12 protein-coding genes are annotated in these 14,837 nt (G+C 68.4%); 9 read left to right on the plus strand and 3 right to left on the minus strand.

Annotated features, from left to right (window positions below):
* Positions 1–101: 101 nt before the first annotated feature.
* Together EGY25_RS06655 and EGY25_RS06660 are read right to left on the minus strand one after the other, a co-directional pair.
* Positions 102–2,288 (minus strand): prolyl oligopeptidase family serine peptidase, encoded by a 2,187-nt coding sequence (locus EGY25_RS06655; protein ID WP_135194244.1) that lies wholly within the window; start codon positions 2,286–2,288, stop codon positions 102–104.
* Positions 2,289–2,370: 82 nt separating this feature from the next.
* A complete protein-coding gene (locus tag EGY25_RS06660; protein WP_135194245.1) occupies positions 2,371–3,168 on the minus strand; it encodes a potassium channel family protein in 798 nt (265 codons plus the stop codon).
* A gap of 143 nt (positions 3,169–3,311) precedes the next feature.
* Between EGY25_RS06660 and dapF the strand changes: the two genes are divergently transcribed.
* The 5 genes from dapF to EGY25_RS06685 all read left to right on the plus strand — a co-directional run bounded on the left by dapF (position 3,312) and on the right by EGY25_RS06685 (position 8,712).
* Positions 3,312–4,142: a diaminopimelate epimerase gene (dapF, locus tag EGY25_RS06665; RefSeq protein WP_209308010.1), complete on the plus strand. Its 831-nt coding sequence runs from the start codon at positions 3,312–3,314 to the stop codon at positions 4,140–4,142.
* Positions 4,143–4,274: 132 nt separating this feature from the next.
* Positions 4,275–6,605: an NADP-dependent malic enzyme gene (locus EGY25_RS06670; RefSeq protein ID WP_135194247.1), complete on the plus strand. Its 2,331-nt coding sequence runs from the start codon at positions 4,275–4,277 to the stop codon at positions 6,603–6,605.
* Positions 6,602–7,474 carry a 16S rRNA (cytidine(1402)-2'-O)-methyltransferase gene (gene rsmI, locus EGY25_RS06675; RefSeq protein WP_135194248.1) on the plus strand — a complete coding sequence of 291 codons (873 nt, stop codon included), beginning with the start codon at positions 6,602–6,604 and terminating at the stop codon, positions 7,472–7,474. Before EGY25_RS06670 ends, rsmI begins: the two co-directional genes overlap by 4 nt.
* Complete coding sequence (locus EGY25_RS06680; protein ID WP_135194249.1) at positions 7,471–7,884, plus strand: YraN family protein; 414 nt, start codon at positions 7,471–7,473, stop codon at positions 7,882–7,884. The genes rsmI and EGY25_RS06680 overlap by 4 nt, the downstream gene beginning before the upstream one ends.
* A gap of 12 nt (positions 7,885–7,896) precedes the next feature.
* Positions 7,897–8,712: a SirB1 family protein gene (locus EGY25_RS06685; protein ID WP_135194250.1), complete on the plus strand. Its 816-nt coding sequence runs from the start codon at positions 7,897–7,899 to the stop codon at positions 8,710–8,712.
* Here EGY25_RS06685 and EGY25_RS06690 read toward each other — a convergent pair.
* A complete protein-coding gene (locus tag EGY25_RS06690; RefSeq protein ID WP_135194251.1) occupies positions 8,709–9,965 on the minus strand; it encodes a UbiH/UbiF/VisC/COQ6 family ubiquinone biosynthesis hydroxylase in 1,257 nt (418 codons plus the stop codon). The genes EGY25_RS06685 and EGY25_RS06690 overlap by 4 nt on opposite strands.
* A 141-nt stretch (positions 9,966–10,106) precedes the next feature.
* On the opposite strand from EGY25_RS06690, the gene EGY25_RS06695 reads away from it, so the two are divergent.
* The 4 genes from EGY25_RS06695 (at position 10,107) to EGY25_RS06710 (ending at position 14,834) form a co-directional block, all read left to right on the plus strand.
* Positions 10,107–12,515 (plus strand): DNA translocase FtsK, encoded by a 2,409-nt coding sequence (locus EGY25_RS06695; protein WP_135194252.1) that lies wholly within the window; start codon positions 10,107–10,109, stop codon positions 12,513–12,515.
* Positions 12,516–12,879: 364 nt separating this feature from the next.
* Positions 12,880–13,557 carry a LolA family protein gene (locus tag EGY25_RS06700; RefSeq protein WP_135194253.1) on the plus strand — a complete coding sequence of 226 codons (678 nt, stop codon included), beginning with the start codon at positions 12,880–12,882 and terminating at the stop codon, positions 13,555–13,557.
* A 54-nt stretch (positions 13,558–13,611) separates the two neighbouring features.
* Positions 13,612–14,151, plus strand: coding sequence for a hypothetical protein (locus tag EGY25_RS06705; RefSeq protein WP_135194254.1), 540 nt, complete (start codon positions 13,612–13,614; stop codon positions 14,149–14,151).
* On the plus strand, positions 14,124–14,834 hold the full coding sequence (locus tag EGY25_RS06710) for a DUF2459 domain-containing protein (protein ID WP_245159381.1): 711 nt from the start codon (positions 14,124–14,126) through the stop codon (positions 14,832–14,834). The genes EGY25_RS06705 and EGY25_RS06710 overlap by 28 nt, the downstream gene beginning before the upstream one ends.
* The last annotated feature ends 3 nt before the right edge of the window (positions 14,835–14,837 follow it).

Raw genomic sequence — 14,837 nt, forward strand, 5'->3', positions numbered from 1 at the left:
GTGGAGGGGGCGGAACCAGACAGGGTGCATGGGGTCGCCCCCTCCACCACTTCGTGGTCCCCCTCCCCCGTTCGCAAGCGCTCACGGGGGAGGATTGAGTTCTATTCCTGCGCCGGCGTGTCCATCAGGCGGCGCGACAGATAGGTGTATTCCAACGCTAGGCGGCGCGCGGTCTCGCGCAGGTTCGCCCCGGCCGCATGGCCGCCATCGACGTTCTCGTAGAACAGGACCGGATAGCCCAGTTCCTCCAGACGCGCCGCCGCCTTGCGGGCATGGCCCGGATGGACGCGGTCGTCCTTGGTCGAGGTGTGGATGAAGACTTCCGGGTAGGGCTGGCCGGCGCGCAGGTTCTGATAGGGCGAATATTGCTCGATCCAGGCGCGCTGTTCGGGGATGTCGGGGTTGCCGTATTCGCCGATCCACGAGGCGCCGGCCAGCAGCTTGTGGAAGCGCAGCATGTCGAACAGGGGCACCTGGATGACGGCGGCGTTGATGAGGTCCGGCCGCTGCGTCAGCATCGCCCCCATGAACAGGCCGCCTTGCGAGCCGCCCATGATGCCCAGCTTGGGCTGGCTGGTGATGTTGCGCTGGGTCAGGTCCAGGGCCACGGCCTGGAAGTCCTCGTGCGCGCGCTGGCGGTTCTGCTGCAGGGCCGCCTCGTGCCAGCGGGGGCCGAACTCGCCGCCGCCGCGCGTATTGGCGATGACATAGACCCCGCCGCGCTCAAGCCACAGCTTGCCGACCGTCGCCGAATAGCCCGGCAGCAGCGAGCTTTCGAACCCGCCGTAGCCGTAGAGTAATGTGGGGTTCGAGCCGTCCAGCGGCATGTCCGCCTTATGGACCACGAAATAGGGGATCATCGTGCCGTCGGCCGAGCGGGCCTCGTGCTGGTCCACCGTCATGCCGGCGGCGTCGAACTTGGCCGGCATCGACTTGACCTGATCCACCGCGCCGGTCGCCGCATCGGCCAGCCACAGGCTGGACGGGTTCAGATAACCGGTGACGCTGACGAAGACCTTGTCGTCCTTCTCGGAGGCCGAGCCGATGCCGACCGAGACGTTCTGCGGCAGGTCCAGGGTCGTGTGCGCCCATTCTCCATCACCCGGCGTATAGACCCGCACCGAGCCGCGCACATTGTCATACAGGGCCACGACCAGACGGTTGCGCGTGACGTTGACGCCCTCGATCGCCTGACGCTCGGTCGGACGCAGCACCAGCTGGGCCGGGGTCGCCTGATCGGCCAGCCAAGCCTCCAGCGGCCAGGCGATCAGGTCGCCGGTCTTGAAATCCTGGCCCGACGGCGCGGTCCAGTCCTGTTTCAACGACACCAGCAGCCGCCCGTCCACCAGACCGGTGATGTCGGACTTGGCCGGCAGCTGAAGCTGGGTCAGGGCGCCGTCGTCGGTCAGCCGCCAGGTCTCGGACGAATAGAAGTCCACCGAACGGTTGATCAGCGTCGCCTTCACCACCCCGTCGGCGTCGCGCAGCGTATAGCCGGACACCGAGACGTCCGTCGGCTTGCCGGTGAACAGGGTCTCGGCCTGATCCAGGCCCTGACCGCGCTTCAGGCGCTTGACCACCATCGGATAGCCCGAGTCGGTCAGGGTGCCGGGACCGAAGTCGCGCGAGATCAGCAGGGTGTCCTTGTCGATCCAGGACGCGCCGCCTTTAGATTCCGGCAGGACGATGCCGCCCTCGACGAACTTGCGCTCGACGCTGTCGAACTCGCGCAGGGTCACCGCGTCCTTGCCGCCGTTCGACAGGCTGAGCAGGCAATAGCGTTCCTCAGGCGCCAGGCAGGTCGCGCCCTTGTAGACCCAGTTCTGGCCCTCGGCCGCCGCCAGGGCGTCGATGTCCAGGATGGTCTGCCATTCCGGCGTCGCAGTGCGATAGCTGTCCAGCGTGGTCCGGCGCCAGACGCCGCGCACATGCTGGGCGTCCTGCCAGAAGTTGTCGATATGGCCGTCGTGGGTGAAGCCCGGCGAGGGGATGCGGTCCTGGGCCTGGACGATCTCCAGCGCCTGCTGGTGCAGCGGTTCGTAGCGCGCATCGCCCTGCAGAACGGCGAAGGTGCGGTCGTTGTGGGCCTTGACCCATTCCATCGCCCGCTCGCCCTCGACCTCCTCCAGCCACAGATAGGGATCGGTCGCGTCGCTGGTCGCGAAAGCGCCGGAAGCGGGGGCGGGAGCGGGAGCGGGAGAAGATGAAGGGGTCTGGGCCATGGATACCGAAGTCAGGCTGGTGGAGGCGAGAAGGGCCGCGAGCGCGACGGCGGAAGAGCGGATCATGGACAGTCCCCGAAAAACGACGCCGGCACCTTAGCGGCGAGACCTAGGGCGGCAAGCGCGCCGCCCGAACCTTACGGCTTTGTCATGATCCTTCGTCAGGGATGCAGAGCAGATTGCCGCAGGCCTTGCAGTGGACGGCGTCCTGATCGTGCGTCTGCAGGCCGCAGCGCTCGCACGGATAGCGCACCTTGTGCGGCTTGATCAGGGCCTGGGCGAGCCGCAGGAACAACGTGATCCCCACCAGCATGACGGCGATCGACAGCAGTCGCCCCCAAGGGCCAGGCAGGGTCACATCTCCGAAGCCTGTCGTCGTCAGGGTCGCCACGGTGAAATACAGAGCGTCGACATAGCCGGAAATGCCGTCGTGGCCTCTGAACGTCGCATAGACGAAGCCGGTCGCCACGAAGACGAAGGTGATCAGGTTGGCCAGGGCGCGCGCGATCCCTTCGACCCGCGTGTCGTCGAATCGAGCCCCGATGGTTCGCCAGAAAAAATCCGAGTTCAACAAGGTCCACAGCCGCAGCATCCGCAGGAAGCCGAGGTTGAACAGCCAGGCCGGGAACAACAGGGTCGCGAGCACAAACAGATCAACCCAGACGATGGGCCGCTTCAGCCAGTCCTTGATGTCCGCATAGGCATAGGCGCGCGCAGCGAGGTCCAATGCGAGCACTGTGGCGATCAGATAATCCAGGGCATAGAAGGCCCAACCCATATTCTTCAGGATCGGCGCCGCCAGGAAGAAGGCGATGATGGCCAGGTCGATCACGATGACCGTCAGCCGGAACCGCACCGCCGGAGGCTGCGAGCCATGATACAGATAGCGCAGCCGCGCCCGCAGGCGCAGGCCGTCCTGCCGGGATTCGGTGTCGGTCTGAGACAAATCAACCTTCCGCTCGTCCCGGCGAAGCCGAGCTTGATGCACCGGGCACTCAACCGCTTACGGCTCGGCATGTCCAACGGTTCCGACATGGACGAACGGCGAGGGAGATTTCGCGAAACGCGCACGCGGCCTATATGGCCTGCATGACCCGTCCTTTCGTCAAGATGAACGGCGCCGGCAATGACTTCGTCGTCGTCAATGCGCTGGAACAGCCGTTCGCTCCCGGCGAAGACCAGATTCGCGCGCTGGGCGACCGCGAGACGGGCGAAGGGTTCGACCAGCTGATCGCCATCGAACCCTCCGCGACGGCCGACGCCTTCATGCGGGTCTGGAACGCCGATGGGTCGATGGTCGAGACCTGCGGCAATGCCCTGCGCTGCGTCGGTTGGCTGCTGATGCAGGCGAACGGCGCGGATCGCGTCGTCATAGATACGGCGGGCGGCCCGACCACCGCCACCCGCGCCGGCGACCACCGCGTGACTGTGGACATGGGCAAGCCCCGGCTCGACTGGACCCAGGTGCCGTTGGCCGAGGAGATGGACACGCGCGGGATCGAGCTTCAGGTCGGGCCGATCGATGCGCCGATCCTGTACACGCCGGGCGCCGTCTCCATGGGCAATCCGCACGTGGTCTTCTTCACCGACCGCCAGGACGACGGATTCGTCACCGGATCCGGCTCGCTGGTCGAGCATCACCCGCTGTTCCCGCAAGGGGTCAATGTCGGCTTCGCCAATGTGCTGGACCGCGACCACATCCGCCTGCGGGTCTGGGAGCGCGGGGCCGGCCTGACGAAAGCCTGCGGCACCGGCGCCTGCGCCGCCCTGGTCGCGACGGCCCGGCGAGGCCTGACGGACCGCAAGGCGACGGTGGTGGTGGACGGCGGCGAGATGGTCATCGACTGGGATGCGCAGACCGATCATGTGCTGATGACCGGGCCGGTCGAGATCGAACGCACGGGCATGCTGGCGATCTGACCGCTTGACGTTGACGCCCGCGTCAAGCCTCTCGGCTGATTGCCCGGCTTCCTCCGCGTCAAGGGTTGGCGCGGCCGTTCCCACACTCTAGGACACGAAGGGTTACAGCCCCGCCGACGCCCTGGACGACCGATGCCCGATCAAACCGAAAAACAGACCTTCTCAGATCAGGAAGCCCTCGACTTCCACCGCATCCCCACGCCGGGCAAGATCTCCATGGCCCCGACCAAGCCGATGGCGACCCAGCGCGATCTGTCGCTGGCCTATTCGCCGGGCGTGGCCGTGCCGGTCCTGGCCATCGCCGCCGATGCGGACAAAGCCTATGACTACACGGCCAAGGGCAATCTGGTCGCCGTGATCTCGAACGGCACGGCCATCCTGGGCCTGGGCAATCTGGGCCACATGGCCTCCAAGCCGGTGATGGAAGGCAAGTCGGTCCTGTTCAAGCGGTTCGCCGACGTCGATAGCTTCGACGTCGAGGTGAAGACCACCGACCCGGACGAGTTCATCACCGTCGTCAAGAACATCGGCGACACCTGGGGCGGCATCAATCTGGAGGACATCAAGTCCCCGGAATGTTTCGTCATCGAGAGCGAGCTTCAGGACCTGCTGGACATCCCCGTCTTCCATGACGACCAGCACGGCACGGCCATCATCTCGACCGCCGGCCTGATCAACGCCTGCCATGTCGCGGGCAAGAAGCTGGACGAGGTCAAGGTGGTGCTGGCGGGCGCCGGGGCAGCGGGCCTGTCGTCCATCGCCCTGATGAAGGCCGCAGGCGTTAAGGCCGAGAACACCGTGATCTGCGACCGGGACGGCGTGGTCTATCAAGGCCGCGAACACGGCATGGACCAGTGGAAGGCCGCCCATGCGACCGACACCCCGCTGCGCACTTTAGCCGAGGCCATGGTCGGCGCCGATGTGGTGCTGGGCCTGTCGGCCAAGGGCGCGATCACCAAGGAGATGGTGGCGTCGATGGCCCCCAATCCGATCATCTTCGCCATGGCCAACCCCGATCCCGAGATCACGCCCGAGGACGTCCAGTCGGTGCGTTCGGACGCCATCATCGCCACAGGCCGCTCGGACTATGTGAACCAGGTCAACAACGTCCTGGCCTTCCCCTATCTGTTCCGGGGCGCGCTGGACGTGCGGGCGCGCCGCGTGAACCACGAGATGAAGATCGCCTGCGCCCAGGCCCTGGCCGCCTTGGCGCGCGAGGATGTGCCGGACGAGGTCGCCGCCGCCTATCGCGGGCGCAAGCTGAAGTTCGGCCCGGACTACATCATTCCGACGCCGTTCGATCCGCGCCTGATCTGGTACATCCCGCCCTTCATCGCCCAGGCGGCGATGGATACCGGCGTGGCCCGCGTCCAGATCGAGGACATGGACGCCTATCGCAACGCCCTGCGTTCGCGCGTCGATCCGTCCGCCGCCCTGATGCAGAAGATCAGCTCGGCCGTGCGCGGCGGGCCGAACAAGCGCGTCGTCTTCGCCGAGGGCGAGGAGCCGGCCGTCATCCGCGCCGCCTGGGGCTTCAAACAGGCCGACCTGGGCACGCCGCTTCTGGTCGGGCGTGAGGATTTGATCCGTCAGAACGCCGCCGAGGCGGGTCTGAACTTCGACGAACTGGGCATCGAGATCATCAACGCCCGCGTCTCGGACCACAATGTCGAGGACACCGACTGGCTGTACGAAAAACTGCAGCGCCGGGGCTATCTGCGCCGCGACGTGCAGCGGATGATCAACCAGGACCGCAACTATTTCGCCGCCACCCTGGTCGCCAAGGGCCGGGCCGACGCCATGGTCGCGGGCGTAACCCGCAACTTCAACATGGCGCTGAAGGAGGTCCAGCGCGTTCTGGACGTCGAGGACACCCTGATCGGCCTGTCGATCCTGCTGGCCAAGGGCCGGACCCTGTTCGTCGCCGACACCACCATCCACGAGCTGCCCAACGCCGAAGAACTGGCCGACATTGCCGTCAAGGCGGCCGAGACGGTGCGCAGGCTGGGCCGCAATCCGCGCGTGGCCTTCCTCAGCTATTCGACCTTCGGCAATCCGCCCGGCGACCGCGCCGAGAAGGTCCGCGAGGCCATCCGCATCCTGGACAAGAAGGGCGTCGATTTCGAATACGAGGGCGAAATGCCGCCCGAGGTCGCGCTCGATCCCAAGGGGCATTCGGCCTACGCCTTCAACCGCCTGACCAAGCCCGCCAACATCCTGGTCATGCCCGCCATCCATTCGGCCGCCATCTCGACCAAACTGGTCCAGGCCCTGGGCGGCGCGACCGTGATCGGCCCGCTGCTGGTCGGCCTGGAGAAGCCGGTTCAGATCGTGTCCCTGGGCGCTTCGGTTTCGGAGATCATCACCGCCGCCACCTTCGCCGCCTATGACGCCGGTCCCGCCTTTCAGGGGTCGGGTCTGACCTCGGCGCCGCGTCCGCCGGCGGCCGTGGTCGAGCGTTGAGCGAACTTTCGCCCTTCCCACCCGCCGCCCCGCCGCCCCGGCGGGTGGAACCGGGCCTGTATCTGGTCGCCACCCCGATCGGAAACCTGCGCGACATGACGCTGAGGGCGCTGGACGTACTGGCCGCCGCCGACCTGGTGCTGGCTGAGGACACCCGCGTCACCGCCAAACTTCTGGCGGCCTATGGGCTGAAGGCCAAGCTGGAACGCTGCGACGATCATGCGTCCGGCCGCGCCGCCGAACAGGCCATCGAACGCCTTCGCGAGGGCCAGGTCGTGGCCCTGGTGTCGGACGCGGGCACGCCCCTGGTCAGCGATCCCGGCTTCGTCGTCGCCCGTGCGGTGATCGCCGAGGGCCTGCCCGTCCATCCGATCCCCGGCCCGTCCAGCCTGCTGGCGGCCCTGTGCATCGCCGGCCTGCCCGCCGACCGGGTGTTGTTCGCCGGCTTCCTGCCGCCCAAGACGGCGGGTCGCACCGCCGCCCTGGAAGGCCTTAAGGGTCAGCGCCAGACCCTGGTCTTCTTCGAAAGCGGGCCGCGCCTGAGGGACAGCCTGACCGACATGGCCGCCGTGCTGGGCCCGCGCCCCGCCGCCGTCGCCCGCGAGCTGACCAAACTCTATGAAGAGTGCGTGCGCGGGACGCTGGATGCGCTGGCCGTCGATCCGCGCCTGGACGGTCCCAAGGGCGAGATCGTCGTGGTCGTCGGCCCCGGCGAAGAGGTTCAGGCGACCGAGGCCGACGCAGACGCCGCCCTGATCGACGCCCTGCAGACCCTGTCGACCGGCGACGCCGCCTCGGAGGTCGCCAAGGCCCTGGGGCTGAACCGCAAGACCCTCTATCGCCGCGCGCTGGAGCTGAAGGGCAAGTGAACCGGCGTCTGCCTCGCCCCGCGCCCGTGCGTCGCCCCAAGGCGGCGTGGCGTCAGGCGAAGGGCGGGGCGGCGTTCAAGGCCGGTCACGCCGCCGAATGGATCGCGGCGCTTTGGCTGATGCTGCGCGGCTATCGCGTCCTGGGCTTTCGGCTCAAGAGCCGGGCCGGCGAGATCGATCTGCTGGTCTGTCGCGGCCATGTGCTGGCCGTCGTCGAGGTCAAGCGCCGCGCGACGATGGAGGCGGCGATGCTGGCGCTGAAACCCGACCAGCACGACCGGCTGATCGCGGCGGGCGAGGCGATCCGACGCAATCGGCCGGGGCTGCAACGTCTTGATTTGAGAATTGATATGGTGGCGCTGGCTCCCTGGCGCGTTCCACGTCATCTTCGTGGCGTCGAAAGGCGCTGACGAAGGGATCGCATGACGCGCGAGGAGGCCGAGGCCATCCTGACCGCGGCCGGTCAGGCCGAGGACGACGCCTTCCCCCTGCTGGAGGCTGCGATCGCCTGCGCCATCCACGACCAGCCCTTGCGCGATCCCGAGCCTGTGCGCGCCCTCGCCCGCAACGCCTGCGAGCGGTTGAAGGAACGGATCGGCGGCGAAGGCCCCGACGAGGCCCTGTCCGAGACCCTGTGCGCGGACCTTCGGCTGAACGGCGACCTGATCCATTTCGATCATCCCGGAAACACCGACATCATCGCGGTGGCCGAGCGGCGGCGCGGCCTGTCGGCCGCCCTGGCCGTCTTCTACCTGCATGCGGCGCGGGAGGCGGGGATCACGGCGGCGGGCGTGGACTTCCCCGGCCATTTCATGATCCGCGTCGAGACGCCGGAGGGGCCGGTGGCTCTGGACCCGTTCAGCCAAGGGCGGCTGATCCTGCCCAGCGAACTGACCCGCCGTGCGCTTCGCGCCGGGCTGATGCCGCACGTCGCGGATCGGCTGGACATCCTTATGGCGCCAGTGACGGATCGCCAGTCCCTGATCCGGCTGCAGAACGTGCTGTTCAGCCGCGCCATTCGCGGCCGGGACTATGAGGCCGCAGAACGCTCGGCCCTGCGCCGCGCCCTGTTGGACCCCGACGACCACCGGCCCTGGCTCGACGTCGCATCGGCGCGCGAGAAACAGGGGGCGCTGGCCGGCTCGCTGCAGGCCCTATCGCGCGCCCACGGCCTCGACGGGGCAGAGGAGGCGCGGCGGTTCACGACGTTCGAACGCGTGCGGATGCAGTTGAACTAAACCACCGCCTCGCCACGCAGCAGGCGTGGCAGGTCGCCCGTCGCGCCGCCGGCCTCCTGCATGAAGGCCCGGCGCAACGGCCCGATCCGATTGACCGCCGCCATGCCCAGATCGCGCGCCAGACGCACCGGCGCGATATCGTTGGAGAACAGCCGCACGAAGGCGTCGAAGCCCGCCGCCAGGGCCGCATTGTCGAACCGGCGCCAACGGGCGTAGCGCTCCAGAACCGTCTCGGCGCCCAGGTCTTCGCCCAGCCTTGCGGCCTCCGCCAGCACCTCCGCCAGGGCGGCGGCGTCCTTCAGCCCCATGTTCAGCCCCTGGCCCGCGACGGGGTGAACCCCGTGCGCGGCGTCTCCGATCAGGGCGATGCGCGGGGCGACCAGTTTCTCGGCCAGGCTGAGCGCCAGCGGATAGACGAAACGCGGCCCCTCGACCGTCGCCCCATCCAGAAACTCGCCGAACCGCCGCATCAGATGGGCGTGGAAGGCCTCGTCGGACGCGTCGCGCAAGGCCTCGCCCCGCCGCGTCGTCTCGGTCCAGACCAGACTGGCGCGCTGATCCGTCAGGGGCAGGATGGCGAAGGGGCCGCTGGGCAGGAAATATTCGTGGGCGATATTGCCGTGATCGCGGCCCAGCCGGACCGTGGCCACCACGCCGCTCTGGCCATAGCCCCAGCCGACGGTCTCGATCCCGGCGGCGCGGCGCACGGTCGAGCCACGGCCCTCGGCGCCGACGACCAGGGGTGCGATCAGCGTCGATCCATCGGCCAGGGTCACGGTCGCCTTGCCCGCGTCGGTCTCGACGCTGGCGACGGTCGCCGGCGCGCGAACTTCGATCCCCGCCCGCGTCACGGCTTCGGCCAGGGCGACACGAATCCGGCGGTTCTCGACCATGTATCCGAGCGGCTCGCCCCCGGTGCGCCCGCCGATCTCGTCGGCGTCAAAGCGCAGGAAGGCGGGCGAGGGCTTGCGGCTGGCGGCGCCCGGCCGACGGCCGTCCGTCACCAGAATATGGTCCATCCGACAGGCGTGGGGACGCAAGGTCTCTCCCAGACCCAGGGCGTCCAACATGCGGAAGGTCGAGAAGGCCACGGCCGTCGAACGCCCGTCGAACGTCGGCGCCATCTGGGCGCTGAACGGTTGGGGATCGACCATCACGACCTTCAACCCGCCTTGCGCCGCCGCCAGGGCGAACGCCGCCCCGGTCAGCCCTGCGCCGGCGATGACGATGTCGTAGCGTTCGGTGTCGGCCATGACAGGCTTTTCGCGCCGCCGAGGCCAAAGGTCCAGTGGGCGGATTGTCCGCCCCCAAAGGCCAAGCTGGTAAACAGCCCCTTAACCCTGGGGGTGCGAGAAGGGGGTGAGTATCCTTTCGTCGTCAGGGTTCGCCCTCCCATGTCCACCGCCCTCGCCATCAGCCGTCAGGCCTGGATCAGCGCCCGCATCCTGTGGGACGCGCCCTTTGTGGTGCGGTTCAGGGGGGTGTTGCAGGCCTTGCTGGCGACCCTGCTGCTGGTCGCCCTGGTGTCGTGGAATCCGGCGGATGCGAGTCTGAATGCGGCCTCCAGCCTGCCGACCACCAACTGGCTGGGGGCGAACGGCGCCCTGTTCGCCGATCTGTTCATGCAGTCGCTGGGCCTCGCCGCCTGGCCCGCCGCCCTGTTGCTGGTCGCCTTCGGCCTGGCCCGCGCGGTCGGTGATGCGATCCAGCAGAGGCTCAAGCCCTCGCCGCTGAAAGCCTTCGCCGCGACCGGCGGGGTGCTGCTGCTCTCCAGCGCCCTGGCGGCGCCGGCCGCGCCGGCCGCCTGGCCCCTGGCGGCCGGTCTCGGCGGCCTGTGGGGTGATGCGGTCACGGGTCTGGCGGCGCGCGGGATCGGCGCCCTGCACATTCCCGGCGGCCGGATCATCGCCGGCGTCATCTTCCTCATCGTCGGGCTGTGGCTGGTCGGTTTCGCCATCGGCCTGCGCGCCATGGACTTCATCGATGCCCTGCATTGGGGCAAGTCTCTGCGCCCGGCCGCCGCACCCCGCGCTGCGGCCCAGCCTGCCCGCGAAAAAGCGCCGGCCAAGGCCCGCACGCCCCGCGCCGCGCCCCCGCCCGAGGAGTCTTCGCAAGCCGCGCCCGCAGATGCGCCCCAGACCGCCTATGATGACCTGCCGCCGTGGGAGGACGACGCCGTCCAGCCCGCGCCGCGCCCGTCGGCCGCCCGCCCTGTCGAGCCGCGCGTCGCCGCGGTCAAGGCGCCCAAGGCCCGCAAGGACGACGTGGACCAGCAGGCCTTCGACTTCGTGCGGCCCGAGGGCGATTTCGACCTGCCGCCGCTGGGCATCTTGACCAAGCCCCCCCAGCGCGTGGGTGCGGTCGATGAGGATTCGCTGAAGCAGAACGCCAAGATGCTGGAAGGCGTCCTGCAGGAGTTCGGCGTGCGCGGCGTGATCGATCAGATCCGCCCCGGCCCCGTCGTCACCCTTTACGAACTGGTCCCCGCGCCGGGCGTGAAACACGGCCGCGTCGTGGCCCTGTCCGACGACATCGCGCGTTCCATGTCCGCCCGCGCCTGCCGCATCTCGGTGGTTCAGGGACGCAACGCCATCGGCATCGAACTGCCCAACGCCAAGCGTGAGACCGTCTATCTGCGCGACCTGCTGGCCAGCGCAGAATACGACAAGAAAAGTCACCTGCTGCCGCTCGCCCTGGGCGAAACCATCGGCGGCGAGCCCTATGTCGCCGACCTGGCCCGCATGCCCCACCTGCTGATCGCGGGCACCACCGGCTCGGGCAAGTCGGTCGGGGTCAACGCCATGATCCTGTCGATCCTGTATCGCCACAGCCCGGCCGAATGCCGCTTCATCATGATCGACCCCAAGATGCTGGAGCTGTCGGTCTATGACGGCATCCCGCATCTGCTGGCGCCGGTCGTCACCGATCCGAAGAAGGCGGTCGTCGCCCTGAAATGGACGGTGCGCGAGATGGAGGATCGCTATCGCCGCATGTCCAAACTGGGCGTTCGCAACATCGCCTCCTACAACGAGCGCGCCCGCGAGGCCCAGGCCAAGGGCGAGCATTTCGAGCGCACGGTCCAGACCGGCTTCGACGACCAGGGCCGCCCGGTCTACGAGTCCGAAAAGATCCGGCCCGAGCCCCTGCCCTTCCTCGTCGTGGTCATGGACGAGATGGCCGACCTGATGCTGGTCGCCGGCAAGGACGTCGAGGGCGCGGTCCAGCGCCTGGCCCAGATGGCCCGCGCCGCCGGCATCCACCTGATCATGGCGACGCAACGCCCATCGGTGGACGTCATCACCGGCACCATCAAGGCCAACTTCCCGACGCGCATCTCCTTCCAGGTCACGTCCAAGATCGACAGCCGCACCATCCTGGGCGAACAGGGCGGCGAGCAGCTGCTGGGCCAGGGCGACATGCTCTATATGGCCGGCGGCGGTCGGATCACCCGCCTGCACGGCCCCTTCGTGGACGACAAGGAAGTCGAGGACGTCTGCAAACACCTGAAGGCCCAGGCCGAGCCCGACTATCTGGACCTGATCACCGACGAACCGGACGGCGACGCCGACGGCGCAATGGACGACGGGGGCGCAGGCGGCTCGGGCGACGATCTGTATGACCGCGCCGTGGCTGTGGTGACCCGCGACCGCAAGGCCTCGACCAGCTACGTCCAGCGCCGGCTCCAGATCGGCTACAACCGCGCCGCCTCCCTGATCGAGCGGATGGAACAGGAGGGCGTGGTCAGCCCCGCCAACCACGCCGGCAAGCGCGACGTCCTGGCCGGCCCGCCGCCGATGGTGTGATGGCCGATACCCAGACTTTCCCTCCACCGCGGGGGAGGGTGGTCGAGCGGTAGGCGAGACCGGGTGGGGGCGGCAGGGTGAAACGTCGCTCAATCCGTCTTCGTCAGGTCGGTACAGCCTTGCCGGCCGCCCCCACCCGGTCGCTTCGCGACCCCCCTCCCCGGAGCGGGGAGGGAAAAGATCACGCGCAACCCTAAGCGCGCGTGTCCGTTCTCCACCCCGCTATCGTGTCCAAGCTTCAGCATTTCGATGAACAGGGCTTCATCGCAGCGCCGGAATATGGTCAGGCTCGCGTCATTCCGACGCCAAGCCGACCGGGCAAGACGGCAGGATCGACAACCATCCCGAACGGGAGACGGACTTCATGACCTCCAAGACGCTCGCCATCGCTCCGACCGACCTTCAGCGCCGCAGCCTGCTGCTGGGCGCAGGACTTCTGACCGGGTTCGCCGCTCTGGGTGTGTTCGACGCCGCCCAGGCCCAATCCAACCTGTCGGCCGACGACCGCGCGGTGGTTCAACAGGCGCAGGGCTATCTGCAGGCCCTGACCTCGGCGCAAGGCACGTTCACCGAGACGGGGCCCAACGGCCAGAGCCGTCAGGGGCGGTTCTATCTGCAGCGTCCCGGCAAGATGCGGTTCGAATACACCAATCCCGCCGGGCTGCTGGTGGTGTCGGACGGCTATAACGTCAAACGCTACGACCCCCGACTGAACACCTTCCAGCAGGTGCCGCTGGGCCGCACGCCCCTGTCCACCTTCCTGGCGCGCAACGTCCGGCTGGACCAGGGCGTCCGCATCGAGCGCGTGACACGGATGGCGTCCGGCGCCTTCGCCATCACGGCCCGCGACGCCAACCGTCCGAACGACGGGCAGGTGATCCTGGCCTTCGCCGGCAATCCGATGCGCTTGCAGGAATGGACCATCACCGATCCGCAGGGGGCGCGCACCCGTACACAGCTGACGGCGCTGCAACCGGCGTCGAACCTGTCGGCGCGACTGTTCCAGTTGACCGACCCGACGCGTCGTCCCGGCCGAAACTAGATGCATCAGGGGCGGGTGACCATTCCTCAACCCCTGTTCCTCTAGACTGGTCGCATGAGCGCGACCGCCCCGCCATCGCTGAAATGGATCGTGGCGGTCGGCTTCGGCGCCTTCGCCCTGTTCACGCTGGGCGCGCTGGTGGTGGAGCCGGCGGTGTATCGCCTGATCGAACCGGCGGATGATCCCGCGCTGCATCGCCCGTCCGGCATGGTCGAGGTCGCGGACGTGGTGCTGGCCGGCCGATACGCCACGGCCGGATCGGCGCTGGTGATCGAAATCGAGGGCGGCGCGCTGTCGACCCACACGGGCGGGACGCTGAAGTCCGAGCCGCATCGACTGGTCCCAGCCGATCAGCAGGCCAGCGTCTCCACGATCTTCGCCGACGCCATGACCGTGCCGACCCAGGCGCAGATCGAGATCCGTCGTGTGACGGCGGAAGAGGATACCCGGCTTTGCGCGGGGCACCCCGTCGGCTGGCTGGCGCTGGCGGTGCGGCGCGACGGCTTCGTCATGATGCCGGTCCGGCAGGGGCCGCCGCCCGGCGCCCTGACGCCCGACGATCGACTGTGCGCCGTTCTGGACCTGAGCCGATGATGCGGGGGCTGGTGCTGGCTGTCCTGATCGGGGCGGTTGTCGCGCTGCTGACCTGGACGAAACCTGGCGATGCGAAGCCGTCCGATGCGCCGGACATCGTCGTCGTTCAGGTGCTCGACAACGGGTTCCACACCGATCTGGCCGTGCCGCGCGAGGCGCTGGTGCGACGCGGCGGCCCTCTGGCGCGCGCCGTCGCGGGCTTGGCGCCCGGCGACTGGATCCTGATCGGCTGGGGCGACGCCCGGTTCTATGTGGACCAGAGCCCGATCTCAGACCGCCTGCCCGACGGGGTCCGCGCCTTCTTCCGCCCCGGCAACCCTTCCGTCGTCATGCTGGATCCCGTGGCTGCCGATCCACGCCTCAGCTATGGCGAGGACAGCGCCACCCTGACCCTGACGAGCGCCCAGTTCGACCGCCTGACCGCCCGCGTGGAGGCGTCGCTAGACCTGTCGGACGGCGCGCCCCGCATCGCCACCGACCGCCCCGGCGACGATGCGCGCTTCTTCGCCAGTCGCGAGACCTTTTCCATCCTGCATCTGTGCAACCACTGGACAGCCGGGGTGCTGAACGCCGGCGGGGTTCCTGTCCGCCCGGTCCAGTCGATCACCTCGGCCGAAGTGATGCGGTCCGTGCGGGCGGCCGAACGGGAGCGAAAACTGGACATGAGGCCGTCGCGAGACTAGACC

The sequence above is a fragment of the Brevundimonas intermedia genome, from assembly GCF_004614235.1.
Taxonomy (GTDB): domain Bacteria; phylum Pseudomonadota; class Alphaproteobacteria; order Caulobacterales; family Caulobacteraceae; genus Brevundimonas; species Brevundimonas intermedia_A.